This window comes from Hymenobacter negativus (assembly GCF_017571495.1).
Taxonomy (GTDB): Bacteria; Bacteroidota; Bacteroidia; order Cytophagales; family Hymenobacteraceae; genus Hymenobacter; species Hymenobacter negativus.
Genome location: NZ_JAGETZ010000003.1, coordinates 67,546 through 93,981, shown reverse-complemented (window position 1 = coordinate 93,981; position 26,436 = coordinate 67,546). Strand labels below are relative to the sequence as shown.

Genomic DNA, 26,436 nt, shown 5'->3' with positions numbered 1-26,436 from the left:
GGACTAGCGCTGATTTTCCTGCGCCAGCCGCAGCTTGCTGTGCTTCCGGCCGTATCCGAAGTAAATGAGCATGCCCAGCGCCAGCCACACAATCAGGCGCAGCCACGTTTCCCAAGGCAGCGAGGCCATCATCACGAGGCACACCACAATGCCGAGGATGGGCACCACCGGCACCCACGGCGTGCGGAACGAGCGGGGCGCATCGGGGTTAGTGCGGCGCATAATCATCACGCCCAGGCACACCATCACAAAGGCCAGCAGCGTGCCGATGCTCGTCATCTCGCCCACCACCGAGATGGGCACGAAGCCCGCAAACAGCGCAATAAAGCACCCCAGCAGCAAGCTGGACTGAAACGGCGTATTGAACGTGGGGTGCAGCTTGGAGAACACCGGCGGCAGTAGCCCATCGCGTGACATCGAGAAAAACACCCGCGACTGCCCCAGTAAATCAACCAGAATAACGGATGTGTAGCCCACCAGAATGGCCAGAATCACGGCCGAGGAGAGCCAGGCATAAGGCGTTTTCTCGATGGCAATAGCTACCGGCGCTGCATTGTTTTTGAACTCGGTGTAGTTTGCCAAGCCGGTCAGGACGTGCCCAAACAGCACAAACAGCACCGTGCACACCGCCAGCGAGCCGAGGATGCCCACGGGCATGTTGCGCTGCGGGTTCTTGGTTTCCTGGGCCATGGTGGCCACAATATCGAAGCCGATGAACACGAAGAAGATGACGCCCGCCCCGCGCAGAATACCGCTGAGCCCGAACTCGCCGAACTTGCCGGTGTTGGCCGGGATGTAGGGCTGGTAATTGGCGGGGTCGATGTACTTCCAGCCCAGCGCGATGAACACCAGCACCACGGCCACCTTCAAGGCCACCACCAGCGCGTTGAACCAGGCCGAGCCCTTGGTACCGCGCGTCACGATGGCCGTAATGGCCAGCACGATGAGCATAGCCGGCACGTTCACGAAGCCGTGCACGGTGCTTCCATCGGCCAGCTTCGCGCTTTCAAAGGGCGACATGACTAGCTGCGCCGGGATGTGCAGCCCGTATTTCCCCAAGAACTTGATGAGGTACTGCGACCAGCTGATGGCCACCGTGGCCGCGCCCACCGAATATTCCAGCACTAAATCCCAGCCAATAATCCAGGCAAATAATTCGCCCATCGTGGCATACGAATAGGTGTAAGCTGAGCCCGAAACGGGCACCAGCGCCGCAAATTCTGCGTAGCACAGCGCCGAGAAGGCGCAACCCACAGCTGCCACCACAAAGGACAGGGTAACGGCCGGCCCGGCATTATTAGCCGCCGCAATGCCGGTCAATGAAAACAAACCCGCCCCAATAATAACCCCGATGCCAATAGCAATCAGGCTCACGCCGTTGAGGCTTCGCTTGAGGGTGTTGGCCCCCGTTTCGGCCGCTTCAGCGCGAAGTAGCTCTAGTGATTTTTTAAGCATGTAGTTGTTAAAACGCGCCGACTACTGGGCACGTTGAGTATCAGAAAATTTATTAGACCGTCATGCAGAGCGTAGCGAAGCATCTCGCGTGCAATAGTGACTCAATCGTTAAAAAGGATTAGTAATGCCACGCGAGATGCTTCGCTACGCTCTGCATGACGGTCTTTTGTTTGGGATTGAAGCGAAAAGCGCTACGCCAGTACCTGAATAACCGACTCTGAAAACCGCTCCATTTCCTCCAGCTGGGGGCTGGCTTGCAGTAGAAAGAAGTCCACTCCTACCCGCTCAAACTCGCCGATGCGGTCCTGCAGCTGCGCGGGCGTGCCGGTGAGACCGGTGCGCAGGCCGCGGTTCGAAACTGAGTAGTCGTGCAGCGACACTTGCTGTTCCAGCTGCGTGCCGGCCAGCCACTGCTGGTAGTTGTCATAGCCCGCGGCCGAGGATTTCACGTTGGTGATGCGGTCCAGTTCCTGTTGCACCTCCTGCTCGGTGTTGCGCACGATGGAGTAGCCGGCCACGCCAAACTTCATCGGCGGCAGGCCTTTCTGCTCGCGGCGGCGGCGCATGTCGGCAATGCGGGCCCCGATTTGCTCGGGCGAGTCGCCGTGCATCACGTAGCCGTCGCACTGCGTTGAGATGAGGTCTTTGGCGGCTTCCGACTCGCCGCCGGCGTAAAGGAATGGAGCCTTGGCGGGCTTGGGCTGGAGGACGTTGTCGGCCACCTGATAGTACTTGCCCTGGTAGCTGAAATGGTCCTGTTTCCACACGTTGGTCACCACGTCGAGCCACTCGCGGGTGCGGGCGTACCGGTCGTCGTGCTGCTCGAAGTGCAGGCCGTACTTGGTGGCCTCGTCGCGCCACCAGCTCGATACCACGTTCAGCGACAGGCGGCCGGGCGCAATCAGGTCGATGTTGGCGGCTTGCTTGGCCAGCAGCGCGGGGTTGTGGAAGGTGGGGCGCACGGCCACCATTATTTCCAACTGCTCCGTGACGGCGGCTAGCGCGGCAGCCGTGCTCCAGGCTTCGAGCGAAGGTGCTTCGGTGCCCTTGATGTCGTTCAAATACAGCTCGGCGATGAGCGTGAGGTCGTAGCCCCAGGCCTCGCTGCGTTGCGCCAGCTGCTTCACGTAGCTCCAGTCGGTGGGCATCTGCTCGTCTTCTACGTTGCGCAGCCAGCCCCCGAAAATGGGCATCCAATATCCGAATTTCATATTTTAATGCGTTATGCCAGCGACAATCCGGCTTAGTGGATGGACGCGGGCTGGTAGGAGCCTTCGAGCTGCGCGGTAGCTTGGGCCAAAGAAACCTCGGCCGGACGGGCACCGGACAGCTGGGTTTCGAGGTAGTCCACGAAGCGGGCGTAGGGGTCGAAGCCAACCACGTTCACGGCATCGGCCACGAAGTTGGAGAGGGCGTTGATGTCGTAGAAGAGCACGTCGCCGGTGCGGTCGTCGATGAGGTATTCGATGCCACCCACGTCGATTTTAGCGGCGGCTACGATGCGCTCGACGGCGGCAATGACTTCGGCCGGGGGCGTGAAGGCTTCCACCTGGATGCCTTTTTTCGGGGCCTCCGTGAGGCAGAACTCGGCCGACTGCTCTTCGGGAATCTGGCAGATTTCGGCGGGGCACAGGTTGAAGCTTTCGCCGGTGGTGTACACTTTCATGGCGTAGAGGAATTTGCCGTCCAGCGTTTCGACGCGGTGGATGTTGCCGCCGCGGGGCGTCACGTACTCCTGCGCGAGGGCAGTTTGGTCGATGCCGAGGTCAATCTGGTTATTGTCAACCGCAGCCTGCAGGCCCTCAATGGTATCGAAGCGGATGATGCCCGCGCCGCTGCCGCCGATGTTCACCTTCACCACGATGGGGAAGCGCAGTTCGCGGGCCGCGTCTACCGCCCGGGAGGCGTGGTTGATGACGCGCGAGGCCGGGTATTTCAGGCCTAGCGACTCGAACAGCGAGAGCTGCCGGGCCTTGTTCGTCTCAATGGCCGTGGCGGCTGAGCCGTTGATGATGCGCGTGCCGATACGCTCGAGGTGCGTGGCGTAGCCGGCGGTGTGGAAGATGCCCTGGCCGTGCCCGCGCAGGTAGGCCGAGGAGCTCATGCGGTTTACGACGAGGCTGTAGCGGCTTTCCTTTTCGGAGGGGTTGAAGAGGTGGTGGGCGGCGTCGATTTTTTCGTAGGGCAGGCCGCGGCGGTCCAGCTCGGCGAAGAGGGGCTTGAACCATTCGGGGTGCTCGAAGTAGATGCCAATGGGCTTTTGGGGGGAGGCCATGTGTGTAGGGAGAATTAAAAGAATTGGAGTAGAACAACAAGTCAGCCGACAAATCGGTGACTGTAGAAGCAAAAAATTGTGAATGCGTTAGCGCCAGAATTGGGTATGGGTAACAGCATCTGGTCGGCAAGCGTGCCGCTGTTACTCCCGAAAGCTCTTGTGGCGCGGCACAGTGGGAGTAAGACCAAAGGCGTTCAGCCCCCAGTGGAAATGTTAGCAAACGGCCACAACGCTGCTAATAGCAGCCGCCGTTGCCCGCGCAAACCCGCAATGACTAACTGAACTTAGGCCGGACAACAACAACACCCCATGCAAGCCGAGCGCACAGCAGCGCGGGCAGAAATGGTGGCGGGAGAAACGAAAATTTTGTTGGCAGCGTCCACGGCAACTTGTTTTTATATGGTCAGGAATTGGCACCGTGCCCGCGGTTGCGGGGGGTTGCCGGCGCGTCAGTGAGCCTGTCTCTCAGCGCCTCTGTATAAAAACAATCCTTTGGGGAGAAAGAATTGATGGGGCAAAGATACGCCGTGCCTTGGATTGCCGGAGCGGTGGGGCGTACTCCCGCCATTCCCAAAACATGCCGAACTACTAAAACATGGCAAACACGCGCAACATGGCAAACACGAAAAACAGGGCACTTATATTGATTCGCAGGGCACTTGTGGGGATTCGCGGGCCGTGTGAAGCGGTTTGCGGTCCACTTGTGGGGGTTCGCGGGCCGTATGAAGTGGTTTGCAGGGCACTTGTGGCGGTTCGCGGGCCGTATGAAGTGGTTTGCGGGCTACATGTATGGGTTTACATACCGCTTTAACGGGTTCGCATGCCGTGCAAACAGCTTTGCGGGGCGAGCCCGGACTTTATCAAACGCAAAGAAGCCGGCTACACTACGCGTGCAGGCCGGCTTCGGGCGGGAGATGAGGAGCTACTTGCGCAGGGCCACGCGCACGCCGGCCATGAGCCAGCGGCCGGGCATCTGGGCACCCAGCAGGTCGGAGTATTTGGCGTCGAACAGGTTTTGAGCCTGGCCGACTATCCACACGCGCTCGGGCAGCAGGGCCACGTCGAGACGGCCATTTATCACCACGTAGCTGGGGGTCAGCTCGGCGTCGTTGACGGTGGCGCTGGGGGTGGTGCGCTGGCTGGCGCGCTGCTTAAATACGCCGCCCACGCCCACGGTGAAGCGACGGTGGGTGAGGCTTACGTTGCCGGTTACCAGCTGTTTGGCCACGTTGCTGAGGTACTGCGACACCACGTCGCCGGCCACGTCGAGGTGGGTGTAGGTGTAGCCGATGCTGCCGTCGAGGCGCAGGTGGGGCGCCAGCTGGGCGCGGGTGGTGGCTTCAAATTCCAGTCCCTGGGTGGTGACGGCGAACAGGTTTTCGGCCAGGCGGTAGGTGGCGGCGGGGTTCAGGTTGGGCAGGCCGGTGGCCTCGATAACGGACGTGCCGGACTGGCCCACGTAGTCAATCAGGTTGCGGCCGTAGCGGTTGAAGTAGGTGGCGCGCAGGGTGAGGGCCGGCAGGGGCTGGAAGTCGAGGCCGCCCTCGTAGCTCCAGGTGCGCTCGGCGCTCAGGTTGGGGTTGCCCACGTTGAAACCCGACGGCACCGTGCCGGGCCGGATGGACGAATAATACTGCTCGGTGAAATTGGCTGCCCGAATGGCCCGGCCCACGGCGCCGCGCACGGTCAGCTTCTCCCCTACCTGCTGGCTGGCGGTGAGCTGGGGCACCACTTCGGTCCCGTAGGCCTGGTCGTGGTCGAGGCGCAGGGCGGCGGTGACGCTCAGGCCGCTGGTGGGCGTGAGGCCGGCCACGGCGAAAGCCCCCTGGTGCCACACGGCGTGCACGCCCTGGTCGTTGCTGCGCACGGCACGGCGGTCGGCCTGGCCGCCCAGGGTCAGGCGCACCTTGTCGTTGAGCGTGAGCTGGTGCTGGGCCTGCACGTTGAGGTAGTGCATGAGGTGGCTGCTGGCTACCGAGGTGGGCGTGTAGAGGTAATAGTCGGTGCTGGCGGTGTTTACCAGCTGGATTTCGGTGCGGGCGCGGGCGTTCCAGTCGTAGCGCAACTGGCCCTGGTACCAGTCGCGGGAGGTGGTTTCGCGGGCCCGGTCGCCGGTGGCGGTGGTGTAGAAATTCTGGGCGTTGTAGTCGCGCCGGTCGAAGCTGGCGCGGGCGGCGGCGCTGAGCTTGCTCGTGAGTTGGTACGCACCCGAGAGCGAGTAGGTATTCAGCTTGAAGTCGTTGCGCCCCCCGCCGGGCAGGTTCAGCTGCTGGCCGCTGGCGGTGTTGTTGAGGATGCCGCCGGCCAGGCGCAGGCCCTTGTCCTGGCCGTAGAAGCCGGCGTTGGTGCTTTTCAGGTCGTACTCGCCGGCCAGGAAGGTGCCGCCCAGCTCGATGCCATCGGGGCGGTGGGTGGCGGCGAAGGTTTTGGTTACGATGTTGACGAAGCCGCCCACGGCATCGGGGCCGTAGAGGGCCGCGCCGGGGCCACGCACCACTTCAATCTGCTCAATCTCGGCGGGCGTGATGGGAAAGTAGCCCCCGAAATGGCCCGTAAGCGGGTCGTTGAGCCGCATGCCATCGAGCAGAATGAGCACCTGGTTGAAGGTAGAGCCGCGCAGCGTAATGTCGGCCTGGGTGCCAAAGTTGCCCCGGCTTTGCACCTCCAGGGCCGGCAGCAGGCGTAGCAGGTCGTCGAGGGAGGCCACGGGGTACTGGCTGAGCGTGCGGCCGGGTATCACCGACACGTAGCGACCGGTCTGGCCCGAGACCTGGTTCAACCGCGAGCCGTACACGGTGACCTCGCGCAGGCTGCGGGCGCTGTCGGCCGGGGTGGTCTGGGCCAGTGCGTTGAGGGTGAAAAGGGAGCAAAAAAGAGGCGTAGCGTAGCGCGTGAGTCGCATTTAGCGGGGAGTTGATGGGGGTACAAACTTACGCTTGAGGCAATCGCCCGCGGAATGTCGTGCTCGTAGCGGTGGCATGAGAACACGCCGTTTGCCCAATGAGCCGCCGCTCCAACTAGCCCAAAACCGCAACAGCTATCGAAAGCACGGTGGTAGCTTGCGGCTGCATGGCTCCTTCCCCTACTGCCGCTTCTCTGCCCGCAAGACCCTACTATCCGGCCCTGACGGGCCTGCGCGCCGTGGCAGCCTACCTGATTTTCTTCATGCATTTCTGGCCCGTGGGGGCTCCCATCTGGGTTCAGCGCATTCTGGGGCAGATGTACCTAGGTGTCAGTATGTTTTTTGTGCTCAGCGGCTTCGTTATTGCCACTCGTTATCAAGGAAGCGTCGCATTCACTGGCACTTGGTGGCGGCACTACCTTTGGCGGCGCGTGGCTCGCATCTACCCGGTTTATCTGCTGCTGAACGGGTTATTGCTGGCGCACCTTTACTGGCCCCCAGCACCAGGCGAGGCTACTCGTAGCCTGGGCCTCGTGTTCCTAAGCCAGAGCTTATTGCGCGGTTTTTCCAGTACGCTCAAATTTGTGGGCATTCCGCAATCCTGGTCGCTCACGGCGGAAGAATGCTTCTATTTCTCGGCCCCATTGCTGCTATGGATGTGGCAGCGATGGGGGCGTGCCGGGGCGGCGGGATTTGCGGGAGCCATCGTCGGTACGGGCTTACTGCTGACGTTGCTGTGCGCTGGCCACCCAGCGCTGCACGGTTTTTTTGGCTCCTACTACCACCTGTTTAATTACACCTTTTTTGGGCGAGTGCTGGAGTTTTTGCTGGGCGTAGGGCTGGCGCGTTGGTGGGCCGCCCGCACGGGTGTGCGCCCGACCCAATGGCCCTGGCGCACCCTGCTAGGCGGGCTGCTCATGTGCACGGCCGTGGGCCTGCTGGCCGAACTGCGCTCACCGCGCACCTTCGCCGACGGCCTACTACATCCCGGCGCCATCGTACTCAACAACGTGTTTTTTCCGCTGGGCGTGACGTTGCTGCTAGCTGGGCTGCTAGCCGAGCGCAGCTGGCTGCGTGTAGCTCTGGCTTCCCGTTTGATGCAGGCGCTGGGCCGCAGTTCGTATTTTTTCTACCTCGTGCATGTGGGGGTGTTCAGTATCTGGTGGCAAGGCCAGTTTCGGGCATCGGTTGGCACCGGCTGGCAGTTTCTGGCTACGGTGGCTGTCGCGGAGCTTGGCTACCGCTTCCTGGAAGAGCCATTGCGCCGCTGGGTGCTGGCCCGTGCTCTCGCGCAACCAGTAGGTGCCTTGCGGGTTTAGGGAGTTGAGCCATGCGAAAATTTAAAGTCCGCGCTACTCGGTTGCTACTTTCGTGCGGCTGGCCGCAACGTCGGCGCCATCTCCGCGTCCTTCGCGCGAACTCACCATTTTCACTCATCCCTGTTCTTGATGAAGCATCTGTTTGCCATGGGCCTGCTGGGCCTGGCCGCCGCACCGGCAGCTTTCGCCCAGGCGCCCACCCCACCGCCGGTCCAGCCGGAGTCTCCTTACCGCGCTTCCGCCACCAAGATTAACGACCTGGTGCACACCAAGCTCGACGTGCGCTTCGACTACGCCAAGCGCTACCTCTACGGCAAGGAATGGGTCACGCTCAAGCCCCACGCCTACCCCACCGACTCCCTCCGCCTCGACGCCAAGGGCATGGACATCAAAGCTGTGGCCATGATGAATGGCGGCCAGCAAACCCCGCTGAAATACGACTACGCCGATGGCATGAACTTGCGCATCAACCTGGGCAAGATGTTCAAACCCGGCGAGGAATACACCATTTATATCGACTACACCTCGAAGCCCGATGAGTTGAAAGTGCAGGGCTCAGCGGCCATCACCGACGCCAAAGGCCTATATTTCATCAACCCCGACAGCGCCGTAGCCGGCAAGCCGGTCCAAATCTGGACGCAGGGCGAGACCGAAGGCTCGTCGGCCTGGTTCCCCACCATCGACCGGCCCAACCAGAAAACCACTGAGGAAATCTCGATGACCGTGCCCGCCAAGTACGTCACGCTCAGCAACGGCAAAATGGTGAGCAGCACGCCCGCCGGCCCCGGCCTGCGCACCGACGTCTGGAAAATGGACTTACCCCACTCGCCCTACCTGTTTATGATGGCGGTGGGCGACTTCAAAATCTACAAGGACACCTGGCGCGGCAAAGAGGTGAGCTACTACCTGGAGCCCAAGTATGCGCCCTTCGCCAAGCAGATTTTTGGCAACACGCCCGACATGCTGGAGTTCTACTCCAACCGCCTCGGCGTGGAGTATCCGTGGAATAAATACGCCCAGATTGTGGCCCGCGACTACGTGAGCGGGGCCATGGAAAACACCACCGCAACCCTGCACGGCGAACAGGTGCAGCTCACCGACCGCGAGCTGCTGGACCGCGAATATTCGGGCGAGTCGGTGATTGCGCACGAGCTGTTTCACCAGTGGTTTGGCGACTATGTGACGGCCGAATCGTGGTCGAACATCACCGTGAACGAAACCATGGCCGACTTCGGTGAGGGCCTCTACGCCGAGCACAAGTTCGGCCCGGAAGCGGCCGATGCCCACTACTACCGCTACATGCGGCGCTACCTGAGCTCGCCACGCGACGCCACCAAAAACCTCGTCCGCTTCCACTACGACCAGCAGGAAGAGGTATTCGACCTGGTGAGCTACCAGAAAGGCGGGGCCATCATGGACATGCTACGCGCCTACCTGGGCGATGAAGTGTTCTTCGCCGGCCTGCAAAAATATCTGAAGGATAACGCCCTCAGCAACGGCGAGGCGCACCAGATGCGCCTCGCGTTTGAGGCCGTGTCGGGCCAGGACTTGAACTGGTTCTACAACCAGTGGTACTACGGCGCGGGCCACCCCATCGTCACCATCGACTACGCCTGGGACGCCGCTAAAAAAATGCAGTCCGTGACCGTGAAGCAGACCCAGCCGGGCCAGACCTTCCAGCTACCCTTCACCATCGACTACTACGTGGGCGGCAAAGTGCAGCACCAGCGCGTGACGATGACCGAAGCCAGCCAAACCTTCACCATGCCGCTGTCGGCCAAGCCCGAGCTGGTGAACGTGGATGCCCGCAAGAAAACCCTGTGGCTGAAAACCGACAACAAGCCGGTGAGCGAGTACGTGTACCAGTTCAGCCACGCGCCGCTGTTTGTTGACAAGCTGGAAGCCGTAGTGGCCGCCGCCAAGGAGCAAACCACCAACGCTGCCGCGCGGGGCGTGCTACTGGCTGCTCTCAACGACAAGTTCTACATGATGCGCCAGGCCGGCATTGAGGCCCTGAAGCTGGACGACAAAGCTGTGGCCAAAGCCGCCGCCCCCGCCCTGCGCAAGCTGGCTGCCACCGAAAAGGAGCCGGTGGTAATGGCGCAGGTGCTCAAAGCCCTGGGTCAGCTCAAGGATAAGAAAGACGAGAAGCTCTTCACCCAGCAGCTCAACAGCCAGTCGTACGGCGTGCAGGGTGCCGCCCTGCGTGCTTTGGCCAACGTGCAGCCTGCCCAGGCCCTGGCCAAGGCCAAAACCCTGGCCAGCGACGACCACAGCACCATCAGCCAAGCCGTGGTAGCTACTTATGCCCAGGCCGGCGGCCCCGCCGAGTGGGCTTTCGTGCGCGACAAATTCGACGCCGCCCGGGTGCAGGGCAAGTTCAACCTCGCGCCCTCATTGGCTGATATGATGGGCCGCCTTGATGACCCGGCCGCCTTCGCCGAAGGCGTGACCCGCCTGCGCGACCTTGGCGTGAAATACAAAGCCTACGGAGCCGACCGCATGGCCGCCGGCCTGCTGCAAGGCGCTGCCAAAGCCCAGACTGGTCGCGCCCACGCTACCGAAGCGCAAACGGCTGTTGATAAGGCCACGCAGGAAATGATGGCCGGGAAGTAAGAAACAGGTTAACACGTCATGCTTCGACTGCGCTCAGTACGACGGCCTGTAGATTAGAATAAAAAAGGCCTGCCGCAAGTTGCGGCAGGCCTTTTTTGTGGGTGGTAAGCTGGCAGAAAAGGAGAGAAACTCTATTTGCTCTTCGCTTCTTTGATTTCTTTAGCCGGGTCTTGTTTGGGGCCTTCGTAGGAGCTGACCTCGTCGTCGTGGGCGGGTTCGCTGTCCACGGCTTCGGTGGCATAAATGTGTTCCATCTGGGTCATCACATCTATTCCGTCCACGTTCAGGTCTTTGAGCACACCGTCGGCAATGTCGTAGACAAGGCCGTGCAGGCGGGGCGGTTTGTCGCCGCGCATGGCATTCTGAATGATGTTGGTTTTGGCCAGGTTACGTACCTGCTCAATCACGTTCAATTCCACCAGCCGGCGCAGGCGCTGGGTTTCGTCCTTCTCGCGCAGGTACTCGGTTTCGTGCAGCCGAATCACGTCGCGGATATTCACCAGCCAGTTGTCAATCAAGCCGTACTGCTTGTTGGCGGCAGCGGCAGCTACGCCCCCGCAGCCATAGTGGCCCACCACCATGATGTCCTGCACACCCAGCACTTCCACGGCGTACTGCAGCACGCTCAGCAGGTTCATGTCGGAATGCACCACTAGGTTGGCAATGTTGCGGTGTACGAACATTTCGCCCGGCCCGGTGCCGGTAATGCCCGAGGCCGGCACCCGAGAATCGGAGCAGCCAATGAACAGGTATTTGGGCTTCTGGCCATTGGCCAGGTTTTTAAAGAAATTGGGGTCCTTCGCATTGCGGTCCGACACCCATCTTTTATTGTTTTCGAGAATTTTGCTGAGACCAGCCATAACGTGAAAAAAGGTAAGTTGGTAGCCATTTCATCTGGCCAGAGCAGTGGTTTGGCTATACGCGCCGATGCCAAATTCGGCTGTCGGTCACGGTACGACGGCGTCTAAGGTAGCGCCTAAATTGTAGTTGAAAAGAGTGGGTTGCCCAAGGGCTCCGGTGCCGAAAGGTGCTTGCTAGTGCACGCCCAGCTCTACCTGCCGGATGCCGCGTAATTCCAGCTCGATGCCCCGGGCCGGGGCGGCTTGGCGGAAGGCTTCAATGGCTTCGAGCACGTCGTGGTCAATAACATCGGAGCGGGTCCCATCGAGGATGACGCGGCTGCCGCTGGGCAGCTGCTCCAGGGTAGTCACGATGCTGGCTTTGTTGAGGAAGGACACGTGCTCGGGCAGGCGCAGGTGCTGGCGCACCTCCTCGCTTTCGGACTGGTCTTCGGAATCGTCGCGGCGCAGGTAGGAGCCAGCCTTGGCATTGTCGCGCAGAATGAAGAAGAAGCCCAGCACCAGTCCAATGCTCACGCCCTTCAACAAATCGGTGAAGAGCACGGCCACGATGGTGATGATGAAGGGCACAAACTGCTCGCGGCCCAGCCTCCACTGCTTGCGGTAAAGGGCGGGCATGGTGAGCTTGTAGCCCACCAGCAGCAGCACCGCCGCCAGCGCCGACAAGGGAATCAGGTTCAGCACCGCACCCAAAAACAACAGGCTCGTGAGCAACAGCAAGCCGTGGATGAAGGCCGAAAGCTTGCTCTGGGCGCCGGCCGCGATGTTGGCCGAGGACCGCACGATAACGGCCGTCAGCGGCAGGCCGCCGAGCAGACCGCTCACCAGGTTGCCGGCGCCCTGGGCCAGCAGCTCGCGGTTGGTGGGCGTGTGGCGCTTCTGGGGGTCGAGGTTGTCCACGGCCTCCACGCTAAGCAGCGTTTCGAGCGAGGCCACGATGGCAATGGTAAAGGCCACCGTGTAGGTAGTTGGATTACGCAGGGCGTTGAAATCGGGGAAAGTCATCTCACCGGCCAGCTGGCCGAGCGAGGACAGTACCGGCAGTTTCACTAGGTGCTCGGGTCGCACCTGCATGTCGGGGGCCACCGTTTTCAGCAATTGGTTGATGCCCACAGCGGCCAGCACGGCCACTAGCGCACCCGGTACCAGCCGCGACCACGACTGCCGCCGCACCGGTGCCGTGTTCCACAGCAGCAGAATAACCAGCGACACCACCCCCACCAGCACCGAGCCGGGGCTCAGCGCCTTCATGGCCGCGCCAATGGCGGAGAAGGTATTCAGCCCGTTGAACTGCAGGAAGTTCATGTCCTCAAAATAGTCGGCGTCGGCCCCAAAGAAGTGCGGCAGCTGCTTTAGAATGAGGATAATGCCAATGGCCGCCAGCATGCCGCGGATAACGGCCGCCGGGAAATACAGCGCGATAATGCCCGCCCGCGCCACTCCCAGCCCAATCTGAATAACGCCTGCCACGGCCGTGGCCGCCAGCACCGCCGGCCAAGAGCCCAGCGTCGAAATAGCCGACAGTACCACCACCGTGAGGCCCGCCGCCGGCCCGCTCACGCTCACCGCCGAGCCGCTGAGCACGCTCACCAGCACGCCGCCCACAATGCCCGCAATCACGCCCGCCAGCAGCGGTGCCCCCGAGGCCAGCGAAATGCCCAGGCACAGCGGCAGCGCCACCAGGAAAACCACCAGCCCCGCCGGCGCATCCTGTCCGATGGTGCTGAACAGCGACGCCTTATGCTGAGGCTCCGGGGGCGCGACCGGCGCCGCGATGGGCGCACCAGTGCGGGATGGGGTAGAAATAACCTGCGTCATGTGACTTGTATTGGGAAGGGCCCCAGCGGTTGGGAGGGAATTCGGAATACAAGGTTAAAGGCGCGTTATTAAGGTCGAATTAAAGGCGAATTAAAAGCGAATTAAAAGGGCGATACTCTCCCATAATACCCCCAGAAGCTATTTAGGATGGCGGATGAACTAACGAAAAACGACTTTCCAAACAGCCTCCACGCCACGCATGGCGGACTATTCGGCGCTAGCTTGGCACTGGCCATTCCAGCCATACCTGGGTGCCGTTGCCGGGCTCGCTTTCTACGCGAACTGTGCCGCCGTGCAGGGCCATGATGCGCGCCGTGAGCGGCAGGCCGATGCCGTGCCCCGGCACCGCCCGCGCCGAAGCCGCCCGGAAAAACGGCACAAACACCTGCTGCAAATCGGCCTCCGTGAGACCCGGGCCTTCGTCGGCGACCAGCAGCGACAGCTGCTTGCGGCTGTGCGCCAGCGTAGCTGTAACGGTGCCGCCCGCATCTTTCGAAAACTTGCAGGCGTTGTCCAGCACATTGAGCACGGCCGAAAGCAGCAGCGCCTCGTTGCCATGCACGGTAAAGGATTCGGCCTCGCCGAAATCCAGGTCGACGCGGCAGGTGGGGTGGCGGCGCAGCAGTTGCTCGTGTGCCAGCAGCAGCAGCTCATCGAGGCGTACATCCGTCATGGGCACCTGCGAGGGGTCGTCGGAGGCGCGGGCAATTTGCAGCAAGCCGTTGGTGAGGCTGTTGAGCTGCCGGGCCGAGTCGAGCGTGCTTTGCAGCACGCGGCGGTACTCGGCTGGCGGGCGTTCGGCTTGCAGCAGCGACACTTCCAATTCACCGATAAGGGCTGTGAGGGGCGTGCGGAGTTCGTGCGAGGCGTCGCGAACGAACGTGCGCTGGCCCACAAAAGCCGCTTCCAGGCGGTCGAGCAGGCGGTTGAAGCGCTGGGTAAGCAGGCCGATTTCGTCGGTGGTTTCGCCGGCGCGGGTCAGGCGCTGACTCAGGTCGGTAGCCGTGATGCCATCCACTTCGCGCACCATGCGGCGTAGTGGGCGCAACGCCCGGCCCGCAAAAAACCAGCTGCCCGCCCCCGCGGCCACCACCGCCACCAAAAACCCCAAAGCCAGCAGCTGCCGCAGCCCACTGAGCTGCTGGCGACTGTCCTCGTCGATGGACGATGCCACCACTACCAGCGGCCCCAGCTGCGCGTCGTGGTAGAGCAGGCCCACAGTTTCGTGGTAGTTGGTTTCGGGCTCCAGCACGGCGCGGCCGGTGCGGCGTACCTCGGCCAGCCAGGCAGGGGGCGCGGGCTTAGCGGCCCCCTGCCCTTCCCGAAACACCAGCCGGTCCTGCGCATCGTACACACGCCCTTGCTCGGCGGGCAGGGTGCGGTAGAGCTGGCGCAGGTACTGCCGATACGAAGCTTCTTCGCCGGCATTTTCACGGTCGTTCTGGCCGGCTACGTAGGCATGGCCGACTACCAGGGTGCGCTTAAACAGGCTTTGGGTGAACAGCTCGCGCCGCGACTGTTGCGTGGCAAAATAGATGACCAGCGTAAACAGCAGCAGCGTCACGGCCAGGATGGACCCGAATTGCAGCGCAAGGCGGAGGCGAATTGACATTGGCGCAGATTATTTCATCGTGGGCTCTTCGCCAGCAATGACCGATGATTACCCTTCATTCTTCATCACGTACCCCATGCCCACCAGCGTGTGAATCAGCTTGGGCTCAAACCCCTTGTCCACTTTCTTGCGCAGGAAGTTGATGTATACGTCAATCACATTCGAGCCTGTATCGAAGCTCATGTCCCAGACGTGCTCCAGCAAATCGGCGCGCGACACCACCCGGCCCTGGTTGCGGAGCAGGTATTCCAGCAGCGCGAATTCACGGGCGGTAAGCTGAATGGCCTGCCCGGCCCGCTCCACCCGCTTGGCGGAGGGGTCGAGGGTGAGGTCGGCAAGGCGAAGAGGGGCCTTGGGTGCCGGGGCTTCGGTACGGCGGCGCACGAGGGCGCGGAGGCGGGCCAGCAGCTCATCGAAGGCAAAAGGCTTGACGAGGTAGTCGTCGGCGCCGGCATCGAGGCCGCGGATTTTGTCGTCGGTTTCGCCCAGCGCGGTGAGCATGAGGATGGGCACGCCGGGGTCGTGGGCGCGCACCTGCCGGCACACTTCCAAGCCGCTGAGGCCGGGCAGCATCTGGTCCAGAATCAGGCAGTCGTAGTGCGTGGATTGGGCGTGGCGCAGGCCCAGCAGGCCATCGGCGGCCAGGTCCACGGCGTAGCCTTGCTCGGTAAGGCCCTGGTGCAGGAAGGCTGCTACCGAGGGCTCGTCTTCAACTAAAAGGATTTTCATGGGGCCGGAAGGTAGCGCCGCCGGCCCGAAATTTCTACCCGCTCCTCCCCCACCACGCTTGCCAGACAAGGGACCGATGGCCATTTTGCAGTGGGGTAAAGACTAGCGAAATGCCACCGTGGCCCGGCCAGCCGGCGCCGGCCGGGGAGCCGATGCGCCGGTTTTGGTGGGCTCTTTCTCCAGCCCAGCGGCCCCCAGCGGCGCGCCCTGCCACCGGATGCCCATCAGCAGCAGGCCGAACAGGAAGGACGCTAAGTAAAAACGGAAATAGCGTTGAAAATTTTTCACCATGGCAATCAGTGCAAACAATGGTCAGCAAGTATTCTACTGGCCTTTTTTTCACTACCAAAATTACCTTTTGCCAATAGGGCCGGCAGCGAATCTGGCTTAATCCAAGGCTATACAGGACGAATCCAGCCATTTTCTCGCTGAATGAAGCCATCCAGGCAAACTGCTTGAAGCAGCAGGCTGTCAGTTCAAAGACCAGTACTTCCGTTGAGCTATCGGAAGTACGCTACCGCTGTGGCATTGTCTGCAAAAGCCTGGGGAACATAACGTAGGCCGACTGAGCACGTATAGAATTCCACCTCAACAGTGGCCTTGCGGAAGTTTTACGGGCTTTCGGTGCAGTTGCGGTTCAATCATAACGACTTGCTCTATGTCCCACATTACCCAAGCCCCGCTGGACCGCCTGCCCGTGGCCCTGGCTCCCACCCAATCTGTCACGCTGCACATCAACGGCCAGGACCATACCCTACAAATTGCGCCCTGGACCACGCTGCTCGACGCCCTGCGCGAATACCTGGACCTGACCGGCACGAAGAAGGGCTGCGACCACGGCCAGTGCGGCGCCTGCACCGTGCTGGTGGATGGCAAGCGCATCAACTCCTGCCTGAGCCTGGCGGTGATGCAGGAAGGCAGCGAAATCCAAACCATCGAAGGCCTGGGTACCGAAGAAAACCTGCACCCGCTGCAACAAGCCTTCATCGACCACGACGCCTTCCAGTGCGGCTACTGCACGCCGGGCCAGATTTGCTCGGCCCAGGGCCTCCTCAACGAAGGCAAGGCCCGGACCGAAGCCGAAGTACGGGAACTGATGAGCGGCAACCTCTGCCGCTGCGGGGCCTATCCTAACATCCTGAGCGCGGTGATGGAAGTTCTTACCAATGAAGAATCAGGAACGAAGAATCTGAAACCGAAGGAAGACGTGGGCCAATGGGCGGCCGGCGCCACCAAGCCCGACATGGCCCCTGTGGAGCCAGCGAAATAACTCCTTCTTTCCCCTCCTTCTTCTTTTAAGAATATGAATAGTTTCACTTTTGCACAAGCGCCGGCCATCGATGCTGCGGTGCGCGAAAAAGCAGGGCAGCCTGGTTCGGCCTACATCGGCGGCGGCACCAACCTGGTCGATTTGATGAAGGAAAACGTGGAGCGCCCCACGCACCTCATAGGCCTCAAAAAACTTGGCCTCGACAGCATTACCGCATCTGCTGACGGCGGCCTGCGCCTAGGTGCGCTGGCGACTAATGCCGATACCGCCTGGCATCCGGAAGTAGAAAAGCGCTATCCGCTGCTCAATCAGGCCATCCTGGCCGGGGCCAGCCCGCAACTGCGCAACATGGCCACCGACGGCGGCAACCTCATGCAGCGCACCCGCTGCTACTATTTCTACGACTTGGCCACGCCTTGCAACAAGCGCGAACCCGGCTCCGGCTGCTCGGCCATTGGCGGCTACAACCGCATCCACGCCATTCTGGGGGCCAGCGAAGCCTGCATTGCTACCCACCCTTCCGACATGTGCGTGGCCCTGGCCGCGCTGGAAGCCACCGTGCGCGTGAGCGGCCCGAACGGTGAGCGTACCATTGCCTTCGAGGATTTCCACCGCCTGCCCGGCGACAGCCCCGAGCGCGACAATACTCTGGAGCCCGGCGAGCTGATTACCGGCCTGGACCTGCCCGCCAAGGGTTTTGAGAAAAACTACAGCTACCTCAAGCTGCGCGACCGCACCAGCTACGCCTTTGCGCTGGTGAGCGTGGCCACCGCTCTGGAGCTGGACGGGGGCATTATAACGGATGCCCGCTTGGCTCTGGGCGGTGTGGCCCACAAGCCCTGGCGCGACAAAACCGCCGAGGCCCTGCTCATTGGCCAGCCCGCCACGGCCGACACTTTCCGCACCGCCGCGGCCCAGGTGCTGGCCGGCGCGAAAGGTCAGGGTACTAATAACTTCAAGATTGAGCTGGCCAAGCGCGCCATTGTGCGAGCCTTGAAGCAGGCCACTGAGATGAATCAGGTGGTTGACGACAACGCTTTCCAGAATTCCAATCCGTAAGGGTGGCGGTGGTGTTTGAAAACCCGTCATGCAGCGCGCAGCGAAGCACCTCGCTTGCCTAAGTAAACCAACCGATTGAGTCACCATTGCACGCGAGATGCTTCGCTACGCGCTGCATGACCGGCTGATTCGGGTCAGCAACTCGTCCAATCGCCCACCCCTCCGATAAATTATTATGACTCTCCAAACCGACTATATCGGCAAACCCACCAGCCGCATTGATGGCCCGGCCAAGGTGCTGGGCACCGCCAAGTACGCTGCCGAATTTAACGTACCCAACCTGCTCTATGGCCACGTGGTGAGCAGCCCGATTGCCAAGGGCAAAATCACGAAAATCAATGCGGACCCGGTGCTGGCGCTGCCGGGCGTACACCAGGTTTTCTCGCACGAAAACGTGCCCTCGCTGGCCTGGCTCGACCGCAGCTACAAGGACGACGTGGCACCCGGCGGCTCGCCCTTCCGGCCGCTGCACAAGCCCGAAATTCGGTTTAGCCAGCAGCCGGTGGCGCTGGTGGTAGCCGATACATTTGAGCTGGCCCGCTACGCCGCTTCCATCCTCGAAATTGAGTACGAGGAAGAAGCGCACGAAACCGAACTGACCCAGCACATCGACGAGGCTTTTGAGCCGGGCAGGGGCAAAACTGGCTACCAGCCGCCGAAGTCGCGCGGTAACTTTGGGCGCGGCTGGGAGCAGGGCGTGGCCCACGTGGAGGCCAATTATTCGCACCACGCCCAGCACCACAACCCCATGGAGATGTTCGCCACCACGGTGGAATGGCTCGGGGATAAGAAGCTGAACGTGTACGACAAAACGCAGGGCGCTTTCAACAGCCAGCAGTATATCATGAAGATATTCGGGCTGAGCAAGGACGAGGCCCGGGTGATTTCGAAGTACACCGGCGGCGGCTTTGGCTCGGGACTGCGGCCCCAGCACCAGTTGTTTCTGGCGGTGCTGGCCTCGCTGGAATTGCAGCGCTCGGTGCGGGTATCGCTCACCCGCCAGCAGATGTTCAGCTTCGGCCACCGGCCCGAAACCTTGCAGCACGTAGCCCTGGCCACGGCCGAAGACGGCTCGCTCACCGGCATCAACCATTTTGCGGTGGCCGAAACCTCGCAGTTTGAAGACTTCACCGAAAACGTAGTGGGCTGGAGCGGCACGCTCTACGACTGCAAAAACGTGAAGCTGGGCTACCGTCTGTCCAAGCTCGACGTGTACACGCCGCTGGATATGCGGGCACCCGGGGCGGCCTCGGGCTCCATCGCGCTGGAAATTGCGATGGACGAAATGGCCTACGCCGCCGGCCTCGACCCACTGGAATTCCGCATCCGCAACTATTCCGATTTCGACCAAGCCCAAAACCTGCCCTACAGCAGCAAGAACCTGCGTGCTTGCTACCGCGAAGGTGCCGCCAAATTTGGCTGGGACCAGCGCACGCCGGAGCCTGGCTCCATGCGCGACGGCAACCTGTTGGTGGGCTGGGGCATGGGCGGCGGCATCTGGGACGCGCAAAAGCAGCCAGCCCTGGCCAAAGTCAGCCTCGACGCCGACGGCCACCTCACCGTGAGCAGCGGCTCCAACGACATCGGCACCGGCACCTACACCATCATGACGCAGATTGCGGCCGAAAGCATGGGCTTGCCCATCGAGGCCGTCACCTTCGTGCTGGGTGATACGGAATTGCCCGAAGCCCCCGTGCAGGGCGGCTCCTGGACCGCCGCCTCCGTGGGCACCGCCGTGCAGGAAGCCTGCGCCAAGCTGGGCGAACAGCTACTGAAGCAGGCCCAAAAGATGGACCACCCGGCTTTCAAAGACGCCAAAATCGACGACGTGCAGTTTGCCAACGGCCAAATGCGCCTGCGCTCCGACCTCACCCAGGCCGTGGTGCTGCGCGACCTAGTGCAAGCCAGCGGCGAACCCAAAATCGAAGCACAAAACTCCAAGCTGCCCGGCATGGTCGATATGATAAAGCCGCCGAAATACTCCATGCACGCCCACAACGCGGTGTTTGTGGAAGTGAAAGTGGACCCCGACCTGATGACAGTGCATGTCACCCGCGTGGTGAATGCCGTGGCCGCTGGCCGCATCATCAACCCCAAAACGGCCCGCAGCCAGGTCCTCGGCTCCGTGGTCTGGGGCATCAGCTCGGCCCTGATGGAGGAATCGGTGATGGACCACCGCTTCGGCCGCTTCATGAACCACAACTACGCCGAATACCACATCCCCGTCAACGCCGACATCCACAACATCGATGTGATTTTCGTGCACGAGGAAGACGCCGAAGTAAACCCGCTCGGCATTAAAGGACTCGGCGAAGTGGGCCTGCTCGGCGTAGCCGCCGCCGTGGCCAATGCCATCTACCACGCCACCGGCAAGCGCGTGCGCGACCTGCCCGTCACGATTGACAAACTGCTATAGCAACTGCCGCGGCTAGTGCCGCTGGATTGACATAAAAACGCCCCGCAACTGGTTGGTTGCGGGGCGTTTTGGGTTGAGAATACTTTAAATCAGAACTTATTATTTATAAAATCCGTGTACTCCAACTGCTATTCTTCAAGTGAAATCACAGTTTTCTCGTCGAAGAATGTCCAGCGTTATCATAGAAGCAGCCGTGAAATATGGCAACTAATGGTAAAAGGGTCAGCATTTTGGTGTAAGCCAGGAAACATCTAACCATTTCATAATCAAAACCAAATCAAAAAGCTAAAGTTCTTTGTAATATAAATACATTTAATGTGTAAACTATTCAACCTTATTGCCTTCGAGGTTGATATTTCCAATCACCACCAGCTTGTTCGATTAATTCGCCCCAGCAGCGTATATCATTGTAACTACATTTTAACCAATTTGAATCAAAAACATCTTGTATTTCATCCTTAAAATTATAACTCCAGCTGCCATCCTCATCATAGGTTTTTTCAAACAATTCTTCAGGCATATTTTCGCTAAATTCATTTAATAAATAATCCTTCAAGTTCCAACCATAGACTATGGTATCCCAGCCATAAACTGATAAAACGGGGTTTCCGCGTCTATACGGTTCGCTTACAATGTATCGATGGCCAAATATTGGAATTAACTTGGGTGCTTGATGATACCATTCACTGAATCTATTGAAAATCACATCTTGTGAATCAGGAATTACTCCCCAAGACTTTAACCAGATACCGTTTGGCAACATTGAAGAATAGGGCCAATTTAATTTATCAATAATCATTTTTTCTTCTCCTAACCAATCGAAGAAAAAACAGCTGTCTTGGACTGGCTTAGGTCTTATTGTATGCAATATTTTTAAAAACTCCCGATAATCTGGCGGAAATTTAATTTCAAACCGTTTTTCAACCTCATCAATTTCCGATTTCTTCATTCCTACCCATTTTGCATTCAGGAGAGGTATGTCTTTATGCATTTGCTGTTCTGTTTTTGCCCAGGATGCTTCTGTGGCTTTTTTAAACCAAAACAGAAAATCAGTAAAATCATCGGGTACTAGCATGGTCGGTTTTTTTGCACCTTACATTTAGCTTTTCACCATCATCAGTCGCAGTAATCTGCGCTTGCTCTAGTACGCAGGTTAGCAGCAATCTACTCACCGTTGGATAGATAAATGCTCCCTCTGCTGGCACGCCAGCAAGGTAAAACTAATCCCCAGCAACTTCAACTGCTTATCAAAGCCTTCGCCATGCGAATGAGCGTGGAAAGACGAATGTCACTGGCGTTGTTTTCGATGCAGAAAATCCATAGGATGCGTTTCTGGATTCTTGGGCTTTGTTTGTTGTGAAAGGTCCGGAATTCTTCCCCCTAAATTTTAACGTTACGGGGAGGACCCTTTAAATCACGCACCACGGAGGCAGCCTACTGGATAACAACTAGAAACGCCCGCCCAAGTAAAGGTGCTATAGAGCAGGCCATCCTACCGAAATGGGCGGCGAGGGGGATGCTACAAAGAGGCTTGTTACATTTATTTTTGTAACAAGCCTCTTTGTAGCATCCCCCTCGCCGCGTTTACCTTTCGCGCCACCCATCCCGACTTTGCCTATGCTTGCTATACGTGTGCCCACTTCCGGCAGCCTGCCTGCCCTGCGCCGTTACCTCGCCCTAACCCAGACTCAAATGGCGACCCTGTTGGGCACCTCCCGCATAGCCGTGGCTCAGGCCGAAACCGGCACCCGCTTCCTGACCGGCGAGCCCAGCGACGCGTTCAGCGCCTTGCTGGCAACCTTGCCCCTGGCCACCCGGCAGGCGCTGGCTGTGGCCCCCGGCGATGCTCTGCCGCCCCTGCCGCCGCTGGTACCGGCCCCACCTGCGCCCCTGCCGCGCCCGCTGGCCCGCCGCCGGCACCTGGCCACCCAAGAGCTGGACCGGGTGCTGGCCGCCCTGGCCCCCATCGAAGCCCGCCGGCTGGCCAGTGCGGCCCGCCTGGCCCTGCTCGCGGACCCGGCCTGCCCTTCTGCCCTGACTCAGGACGAGCTCTTTGCCGCCCAGGCCCGCCTGTGGGCCGGTCCCACCGCCGAGGCTAGCCGCCGCCTGCTGCTGGCCCGCGCTGCCGGTCTGCGGGCCGAGCTGGCGGCCCTGGATGCCCCCACCGACGAAGCGGCTAGCTGAGGAAGGTATTACGGCTTTGGGTACGCCTCCGCCCTTACTTCACAAACCGCGCTAACGAAAGGTTGGGCGGGTACTCAACAATATACCTATCTATCCTTGCGTTCAGGGCATCGTCGGCAAGTGCCGATGATATTTTTCTCCTTTAATCATTTACCATGAACGTTCCAAGCTTTGATTTCTCAGCCATGACTACCCGCGCGGCCTGCGACAAGGCCCTGGTGCCTGCCCGCCGCATCCAGAGTCGCCTCTCAAAAGACGAGGTCGTTCTTGGCTACAACGAAGATGAAGGCGAGATTCGCGCCGGCATCGCCCAGCAACAGTTCAACCGCGCCGACCGTAACCTGCAAAGCGTGAACGCGGACCTCGCTGCCCTGCCGGCGGATGCCTCCACCGAGCGCGAAGAGCTCGAAGCTGAGCAGGCTACGCTCGTAGCTCGCAAAAAAAAGCTGGCCCTGCAAGGTGCCTCCGGCGACGAAAGCTCGCTCCAGGACCTGGCCGAGTTCCGCAACGCCGCCGACCTGGAAATGGTGACCGGCTACATCACCCAGCTCGAGGCCTACCGCCTCAACTTGGCCGCGTAGCAGGAGCTGGTGCTTGTCCTCATCGCGAAGTGATGTGTGACAATAAGAGCCCTTATCCTCAAAAGAAGCGCCCCGTAACGAATTCGTTGCGGGGCGCTTCTTTTGAGGATAACGGTGTAAGGCTTTAGGGCAGGCAATGAGCCAGGAAACTCTGGCCCCGAGTATAGAGCTGAAACTAAAATAGAAATTCGAGCGGTCAGCCCACAGCTGTCATCATTTTTACTGACTTCTGGTCGGATGCCAGCCCAACTGCTACTAGGTGAACGTGCAGCAGGACACCATATTCACATTCCTGCTCAATCCTCGCTTGCCTCAGTCCCAGTTAGTGGCGCTTTGGGGTAGCGACCCGCATAATGCCAAATCCCTGTTGCGCGTTTGTACTCATCAGGCACCCCTTATAAGTTTGACAATTTCTATTTGATTTGTCGCAATGGCTCTGTCTAATGGACTTCCATTGTAAGACGACATTCTACCTTTGAAATTCACTTTTTTTGTAAAGTCCACATTTAACTTCAGCAAAAGCTTTACTATCTCTTTATGGCCTAATTCGCAAATCCAAAATAATAATTCAGACTTCGGGGTTGTATGGCTTTGGTAATCTGCCCCGCATTTCAATAAATACTTTGCAATTCGTGGATTATTTCGCCAACAAGCCCACTTAAAACCCGTTGAAATATGTTTATCATCAATACCATTTTCAACCAGGGTTTTGGCAGCTTCTAAGTTCCCAATACCTAAGTTTGTCGTAAATTCAAGCAACGAGCTTTTCAGGCTGTCAACTATATTTACATCAATCCCTTGCGACAATAATAACTCAATAATCTTCCTGTCTCCACCTGCGCAGGCAAAATGAATTGGCTGCAAACCATTCGGCCCCTTGGAATGGACATCTGCACCAACTTCTATTAAGTATTTAGTAATATCATAGTAGTTTTTTGAAGCAGCAATTGAAAGTGGTGATTGTCGCCCAACGTCTTTAATTTCTTTATCCGCACCTGCTTCAATCAAGAGCCTTACAATTTTAATATTTCCATTCTTACATGCAATATGCAAAGGGGCTCCTTGAATCAGGCTTGAATAATCTGTGATTTTTTTATTAAGCACCGTCGGCTTAATGTTAATCAACAGCTGTTTCACCAACTTTGTATTTTGATTATAGCAAGCCGAATGAATCGTTTCGCTTCCTGTCATTTCATTAGCCTTATTTGTCTGTTGCGCAACCTGCCAGTCACTGTTAGCAAGCATCTGTAGCAACTGTAACTACGGCTCCCACACACTGGAGTAGCCAGGGAATTTAATAGAAATGCCCATACCGGATTTGTTGCGGAGCGTTTTCCGAAGATGTGTAGGGGGCTTAGCGATGATGAGGTATTGTATATTCATTAGCAGAGGGCTTAGCACAGAAATTCAGCACAATTACTAATGTTGAATTTTCTACTCCAGTCCCACCACTGCTAAATCCGATGTCATGCGTTCGTCTTTTTAGCTTTCCCAAGCCAAATACTCTAACTCGCCTTTGCTATCAGTTTTTACAGCAATAATTTGGTCAGTTATTGTTCTTACACCGTCTAGGTACACATTACCCTCAAAAGTATAGTCAAAAATAGCAAAGCTTTCAGCATCATACTTTCCATCCGGATAAAACCCCACTCTTTCTAATTTTAATTTATTTAGCAACTGTTCTTCAGCTGCAATCGCAGTATTTCCATAATCAATTAACTTTACAAGTTCAGATTGCGCATATTCTTCAATATGGAAATCAATGTATCTTTTTACCGTTTCGCCATTTTCGTCATTATATTCATTTAAAATTGACACAATGTTTTGCTTGTCAAATTTGGGTATATTTTCAATGAATTGCTTTATAATGTTTATTAAATTTTCTTCAATGGTTGTTTTTTCAAAATTGATATCAAGACTGATACTATGCCCATCTAGTTCGACAACCGCATTATACTCTTCATTCAACGAAGCCAGGTTGATTTGTCCAAATGGTGGCAATAAGTAGTTTGTCATGATTTTTATTTTTTCAAGTATTTGTCTTGACCGGGTCTATTTAGATGAAGCACAACATCTGAATTGCCGCCACTACCCTGCTTACTATAGCGCAGGGTAGTGGCGGCAATCTACCCACCGTTGGCTGGATAACCGCTACTGCCACCTAGAAACTTCACCACCCTTGATGCAAGTTGGTTCGATACAGAAAGGAATAGTTCAAGTCAACTTGTATCAAGCTCCACTGCACCGCTTGTCCTCGTCGCGAAGTGATTTGTGACGAGAAGAGCTGCTGCTTTTAATTAGAAAACGCCCCGCAACGAATTCGTTACGGGGCGTTTTCTAGTATATAACCTATGCCGTTGCTCCGCCAAGCGACAAGTCAACGGCATAAGACCTAAAGCTAAAGAGCCGCCTTGAACGCGGCCGCAAACTCCTTCGCGAAATCTTCCAGCTTCACCTGGCCCAGGCGGGGCTTGTGCTGCTCGTAGTCTTCGCCCAGCGTGCCATTGCCGATGCTGGCGTAGATGTCCACGATTTCGGTGGCGCGGGCAGCGGGCAAGCCGTGTCGAACCAGATTTTCCTGCATTTGCTCGTTGGTGAGGCCCACCCATTGCAAATCGGGCTGGCCGATGGCGGCCCCGAGGACCTGAGCAACTTCATTAGCTGTCCGTTCGTCGCTGGCAGCGTAGCGCACGTGCCGGCCAGGGGTGGCGGGGGTGGTCAACTCGTCGGCGGCGGCACTGGCAATATCCCGTGTGTGCACGAAGGCCACCCGGGTATTGCCGTCGTAATTGACGCCGATGATGCCCCGCGCTTTTATCATCCCGATAAAGCTGAACATGTTGGAATAGAATGAAGTAGGCCGCAGGTGCGTGAGCGCGATACCCGGCACTTTGCCCAGGATTTCTTCCACATCGTGCGTGCCGAGAATGCCACCGGTGCCTTCGGAGCGGTGGGCGCCCCAGCTGCTGAGCTGCACCACCCGCTGCACGCCCGACTGCTGGATACTTTGCGCGTAATTGCGCCCAATTTGCTGGTGGTACGCCCGCGAATCCATCGCGGTGAAGCTGGGCGGCACCATCACGTACACGGCATCGGCTCCGGTGAAGGCAGCGGTCAGGAAATCGACATCCTCCACCGAGCCGATGGCGGCGGTAGCGCCCAGGGCTTCTATTTCGGGCTGCTTTTCCGCCTTGCTGCTGATAACTGTGACTGCATGGCCCTGCTGCACCAGTTCCGCGGCCAGTGGTTTGCTAATGTTCCCGAGGGAACCCGTTACGATGATTTTCATACTCTTCTGGTTTGCTAGAATTTGTTCAGCAAAGGTGGGCGGCGCCCCAGC

General features: G+C 58.7%; 19 protein-coding genes, 1 pseudogene and 1 riboswitch. Of the genes and pseudogenes, 7 read left to right on the top strand and 13 right to left on the bottom strand.

Annotated features, from left to right (window positions below; translation table 11 throughout):
* Nucleotides 1–3: 3 nt before the first annotated feature.
* The 4 genes from J4E00_RS07380 to J4E00_RS07365 form a co-directional block, all read right to left on the bottom strand.
* Nucleotides 4–1,455, bottom strand: coding sequence for an amino acid permease (locus J4E00_RS07380; protein WP_208174500.1), 1,452 nt, complete (start codon nucleotides 1,453–1,455; stop codon nucleotides 4–6).
* Between the two features lie 191 nt (nucleotides 1,456–1,646).
* Complete coding sequence (locus J4E00_RS07375; protein ID WP_208174499.1) at nucleotides 1,647–2,666, bottom strand: LLM class flavin-dependent oxidoreductase; 1,020 nt, start codon at nucleotides 2,664–2,666, stop codon at nucleotides 1,647–1,649.
* Nucleotides 2,667–2,698: 32 nt separating this feature from the next.
* Nucleotides 2,699–3,730, bottom strand: coding sequence for a RimK family alpha-L-glutamate ligase (locus tag J4E00_RS07370; RefSeq protein WP_236049594.1), 1,032 nt, complete (start codon nucleotides 3,728–3,730; stop codon nucleotides 2,699–2,701).
* A gap of 392 nt (nucleotides 3,731–4,122) precedes the next feature.
* Nucleotides 4,123–4,215: riboswitch (SAM riboswitch) on the bottom strand.
* Nucleotides 4,216–4,652: 437 nt separating this feature from the next.
* The gene (locus tag J4E00_RS07365) at nucleotides 4,653–6,632 is read right to left on the bottom strand and encodes a TonB-dependent receptor plug domain-containing protein (protein WP_208174498.1); all 1,980 of its coding nucleotides are present in this window, start codon (nucleotides 6,630–6,632) and stop codon (nucleotides 4,653–4,655) included.
* A 167-nt stretch (nucleotides 6,633–6,799) separates the two neighbouring features.
* Between J4E00_RS07365 and J4E00_RS07360 the strand changes: the two genes are divergently transcribed.
* Together J4E00_RS07360 and J4E00_RS07355 are read left to right on the top strand one after the other, a co-directional pair.
* Nucleotides 6,800–7,951, top strand: a complete 1,152-nt coding sequence (locus J4E00_RS07360; protein ID WP_208174497.1) for an acyltransferase family protein — start codon at nucleotides 6,800–6,802, stop codon at nucleotides 7,949–7,951.
* 129 nt (nucleotides 7,952–8,080) lie between these two features.
* On the top strand, nucleotides 8,081–10,567 hold the full coding sequence (locus tag J4E00_RS07355) for a M1 family aminopeptidase (RefSeq protein WP_208174496.1): 2,487 nt from the start codon (nucleotides 8,081–8,083) through the stop codon (nucleotides 10,565–10,567).
* Between the two features lie 131 nt (nucleotides 10,568–10,698).
* Here J4E00_RS07355 and J4E00_RS07350 read toward each other — a convergent pair whose 3' ends face one another.
* From J4E00_RS07350 to J4E00_RS07330, 5 genes are all read right to left on the bottom strand, one after another.
* Nucleotides 10,699–11,427, bottom strand: coding sequence for a carbonic anhydrase (locus J4E00_RS07350; RefSeq protein WP_208174495.1), 729 nt, complete (start codon nucleotides 11,425–11,427; stop codon nucleotides 10,699–10,701).
* A 174-nt stretch (nucleotides 11,428–11,601) separates the two neighbouring features.
* Nucleotides 11,602–13,245 (bottom strand): SulP family inorganic anion transporter, encoded by a 1,644-nt coding sequence (locus tag J4E00_RS07345; RefSeq protein WP_208174494.1) that lies wholly within the window; start codon nucleotides 13,243–13,245, stop codon nucleotides 11,602–11,604.
* 217 nt (nucleotides 13,246–13,462) lie between these two features.
* A complete protein-coding gene (locus J4E00_RS07340; RefSeq protein WP_208174493.1) occupies nucleotides 13,463–14,857 on the bottom strand; it encodes an ATP-binding protein in 1,395 nt (464 codons plus the stop codon).
* A 48-nt stretch (nucleotides 14,858–14,905) separates the two neighbouring features.
* The gene (locus J4E00_RS07335; protein WP_208174492.1) at nucleotides 14,906–15,586 is read right to left on the bottom strand and encodes a response regulator transcription factor; all 681 of its coding nucleotides are present in this window, start codon (nucleotides 15,584–15,586) and stop codon (nucleotides 14,906–14,908) included.
* Between the two features lie 102 nt (nucleotides 15,587–15,688).
* A complete protein-coding gene (locus tag J4E00_RS07330) occupies nucleotides 15,689–15,877 on the bottom strand; it encodes a hypothetical protein (RefSeq protein ID WP_208174491.1) in 189 nt (62 codons plus the stop codon).
* A 367-nt stretch (nucleotides 15,878–16,244) separates the two neighbouring features.
* Here J4E00_RS07330 and J4E00_RS07325 point away from each other — a divergent pair.
* From J4E00_RS07325 to J4E00_RS07315, 3 genes and pseudogenes are all read left to right on the top strand, one after another.
* A pseudogene (locus tag J4E00_RS07325) lies at nucleotides 16,245–16,757 on the top strand ((2Fe-2S)-binding protein); the annotation flags it as partial.
* Nucleotides 16,758–16,889: 132 nt separating this feature from the next.
* Nucleotides 16,890–17,915 (top strand): FAD binding domain-containing protein, encoded by a 1,026-nt coding sequence (locus tag J4E00_RS07320; RefSeq protein WP_208174489.1) that lies wholly within the window; start codon nucleotides 16,890–16,892, stop codon nucleotides 17,913–17,915.
* A gap of 175 nt (nucleotides 17,916–18,090) precedes the next feature.
* Nucleotides 18,091–20,331, top strand: a complete 2,241-nt coding sequence (locus J4E00_RS07315) for a xanthine dehydrogenase family protein molybdopterin-binding subunit (RefSeq protein WP_208174488.1) — start codon at nucleotides 18,091–18,093, stop codon at nucleotides 20,329–20,331.
* Nucleotides 20,332–20,665: 334 nt separating this feature from the next.
* Here J4E00_RS07315 and J4E00_RS07310 read toward each other — a convergent pair whose 3' ends face one another.
* Entirely contained in the window at nucleotides 20,666–21,406 is a 741-nt protein-coding gene (locus J4E00_RS07310) for an SMI1/KNR4 family protein (RefSeq protein ID WP_208174487.1), read from the bottom strand.
* 542 nt (nucleotides 21,407–21,948) lie between these two features.
* On the opposite strand from J4E00_RS07310, the gene J4E00_RS07305 reads away from it, so the two are divergent.
* Entirely contained in the window at nucleotides 21,949–22,515 is a 567-nt protein-coding gene (locus J4E00_RS07305; protein WP_208174486.1) for a hypothetical protein, read from the top strand.
* 155 nt (nucleotides 22,516–22,670) lie between these two features.
* A complete protein-coding gene (locus tag J4E00_RS07300; protein ID WP_208174485.1) occupies nucleotides 22,671–23,096 on the top strand; it encodes a hypothetical protein in 426 nt (141 codons plus the stop codon).
* 384 nt (nucleotides 23,097–23,480) lie between these two features.
* Here J4E00_RS07300 and J4E00_RS07295 read toward each other — a convergent pair whose 3' ends face one another.
* From J4E00_RS07295 to J4E00_RS07285, 3 genes are all read right to left on the bottom strand, one after another.
* Nucleotides 23,481–24,341, bottom strand: coding sequence for an ankyrin repeat domain-containing protein (locus J4E00_RS07295; RefSeq protein WP_208174484.1), 861 nt, complete (start codon nucleotides 24,339–24,341; stop codon nucleotides 23,481–23,483).
* A gap of 237 nt (nucleotides 24,342–24,578) precedes the next feature.
* A complete protein-coding gene (locus tag J4E00_RS07290) occupies nucleotides 24,579–25,112 on the bottom strand; it encodes a DUF2004 domain-containing protein (RefSeq protein WP_208174483.1) in 534 nt (177 codons plus the stop codon).
* Nucleotides 25,113–25,494: 382 nt separating this feature from the next.
* A complete protein-coding gene (locus J4E00_RS07285; RefSeq protein WP_208174482.1) occupies nucleotides 25,495–26,385 on the bottom strand; it encodes an SDR family oxidoreductase in 891 nt (296 codons plus the stop codon).
* Between the last annotated feature and the right edge of the window lie 51 nt (nucleotides 26,386–26,436).

Excerpts from the sequence above, each read along its gene's own strand:
- J4E00_RS07380 (WP_208174500.1), bottom strand. The coding sequence starts at position 1,455 with ATGCTTAAAAAATCACTAGAGCTACTTCGCGCTGAAGCGGCCGAAACG.
- J4E00_RS07375 (WP_208174499.1), bottom strand. The coding sequence starts at position 2,666 with ATGAAATTCGGATATTGGATGCCCATTTTCGGGGGCTGGCTGCGCAAC.
- J4E00_RS07370 (WP_236049594.1), bottom strand. The coding sequence starts at position 3,730 with ATGGCCTCCCCCCAAAAGCCCATTGGCATCTACTTCGAGCACCCCGAA.
- J4E00_RS07365 (WP_208174498.1), bottom strand. The coding sequence starts at position 6,632 with ATGCGACTCACGCGCTACGCTACGCCTCTTTTTTGCTCCCTTTTCACC.
- J4E00_RS07360 (WP_208174497.1), top strand. The coding sequence starts at position 6,800 with ATGGCTCCTTCCCCTACTGCCGCTTCTCTGCCCGCAAGACCCTACTAT.
- J4E00_RS07355 (WP_208174496.1), top strand. The coding sequence starts at position 8,081 with ATGAAGCATCTGTTTGCCATGGGCCTGCTGGGCCTGGCCGCCGCACCG.
- J4E00_RS07350 (WP_208174495.1), bottom strand. The coding sequence starts at position 11,427 with ATGGCTGGTCTCAGCAAAATTCTCGAAAACAATAAAAGATGGGTGTCG.
- J4E00_RS07345 (WP_208174494.1), bottom strand. The coding sequence starts at position 13,245 with ATGACGCAGGTTATTTCTACCCCATCCCGCACTGGTGCGCCCATCGCG.
- J4E00_RS07340 (WP_208174493.1), bottom strand. The coding sequence starts at position 14,857 with ATGTCAATTCGCCTCCGCCTTGCGCTGCAATTCGGGTCCATCCTGGCC.
- J4E00_RS07335 (WP_208174492.1), bottom strand. The coding sequence starts at position 15,586 with ATGAAAATCCTTTTAGTTGAAGACGAGCCCTCGGTAGCAGCCTTCCTG.
- J4E00_RS07330 (WP_208174491.1), bottom strand. The coding sequence starts at position 15,877 with ATGGTGAAAAATTTTCAACGCTATTTCCGTTTTTACTTAGCGTCCTTC.
- J4E00_RS07320 (WP_208174489.1), top strand. The coding sequence starts at position 16,890 with ATGAATAGTTTCACTTTTGCACAAGCGCCGGCCATCGATGCTGCGGTG.
- J4E00_RS07315 (WP_208174488.1), top strand. The coding sequence starts at position 18,091 with ATGACTCTCCAAACCGACTATATCGGCAAACCCACCAGCCGCATTGAT.
- J4E00_RS07310 (WP_208174487.1), bottom strand. The coding sequence starts at position 21,406 with ATGCTAGTACCCGATGATTTTACTGATTTTCTGTTTTGGTTTAAAAAA.
- J4E00_RS07305 (WP_208174486.1), top strand. The coding sequence starts at position 21,949 with ATGCTTGCTATACGTGTGCCCACTTCCGGCAGCCTGCCTGCCCTGCGC.
- J4E00_RS07300 (WP_208174485.1), top strand. The coding sequence starts at position 22,671 with ATGAACGTTCCAAGCTTTGATTTCTCAGCCATGACTACCCGCGCGGCC.
- J4E00_RS07295 (WP_208174484.1), bottom strand. The coding sequence starts at position 24,341 with ATGCTTGCTAACAGTGACTGGCAGGTTGCGCAACAGACAAATAAGGCT.
- J4E00_RS07290 (WP_208174483.1), bottom strand. The coding sequence starts at position 25,112 with ATGACAAACTACTTATTGCCACCATTTGGACAAATCAACCTGGCTTCG.
- J4E00_RS07285 (WP_208174482.1), bottom strand. The coding sequence starts at position 26,385 with ATGAAAATCATCGTAACGGGTTCCCTCGGGAACATTAGCAAACCACTG.